This window comes from Ekhidna sp. ABH4_415, from assembly GCF_056161305.1.
Map to the genome: position 1 here is coordinate 1 of NZ_JBSWYW010000017.1, position 917 is coordinate 917.

At 41.1% G+C, this 917-nt stretch carries 1 protein-coding gene; it reads right to left on the minus strand.

Annotation, left to right across the window (positions count from 1 at the left end; all coding sequences use genetic code 11):
* Window positions 1-320: 320 nt before the first annotated feature.
* Entirely contained in the window at window positions 321-776 is a 456-nt protein-coding gene (locus ACXAH9_RS17130; RefSeq protein ID WP_474896074.1) for a hypothetical protein, read from the minus strand.
* Window positions 777-917: the final 141 nt, after the last annotated feature.

Genomic DNA, 917 nt, shown 5'->3' on the forward strand with positions numbered 1-917 from the left:
AAGGAATTGCGTTTGCGTCTCCCACAGTTCCAGCTATAAAAAGTAGCAGTCCAGTCCAGATTAATGCCTTGTAGGTAGTTTTTAAGTTCATGGAGGTATGGCTCACAACGCACAGCTATCGGGCGTATGTCCGCAGCTAGTGAATAGCACTAAAGTAGTGAAATCTGCCGAAGCTCACAACGGTTCAGAGTGGCACTGCGTTCTGCAAGTCCAAAACCCTGCGAGCGAAAGTCAGTAGAAAGTACTGCCATATCCCAGCGGCTGATATCACGGTCGAGTTGCACTGAAACAAGCCAGAAAGCACTGAGACATATGCCCGATCAGCGTCTGTTAGATGCTGTTTTTATTAATGCCTCCGAAATTGATTCGTAGTTAGTATTTAGTTTCGACCCAATTCGAAAAGTTCCACCGTTCGTTGTTTCAATGTTCATCGTGAAGCACGTAGTTGGAATAAGGCCATAAATCCCTTCTTTCACCTCAATGTTACTAATGTCGTTCAGGTTTAATGTTCGAGCAGTTCGAAATAGAAAATTTCTGAGGACTAGCTGTTTGTTGTTAAGAAGTTCATAGGTATGCATGAAGGCAAATGGTATCAAGGGAAGTATAAAAAACAATGTAATCAACAAGGTTCCTGCTAGGACTACACCTGCTGGATCGTTGTTGAATCGTTCAAGTTGATTGTTAACGGACAGTCTTGAGATTATGAATATCCCTATTGCAATTGGCCAAAGAAGAGATGGGAAAACCCACCATTTAATTTTGGATTTTATGCTCATGTGTTCGGTTCTCCCTATAGCATCTAACGACTAGATAAAGCATGTGGCTTTACCTGTAATTTAAAAAGCTGAAATTAGTGAAATCTGCCGAATGATTTTATCTCCTTCTTTTCCTTGGATGAAAAGAAGCAAAAATCAAGA

Excerpts from the sequence above, each read along its gene's own strand:
- ACXAH9_RS17130 (WP_474896074.1), bottom strand. The coding sequence starts at position 776 with ATGAGCATAAAATCCAAAATTAAATGGTGGGTTTTCCCATCTCTTCTT.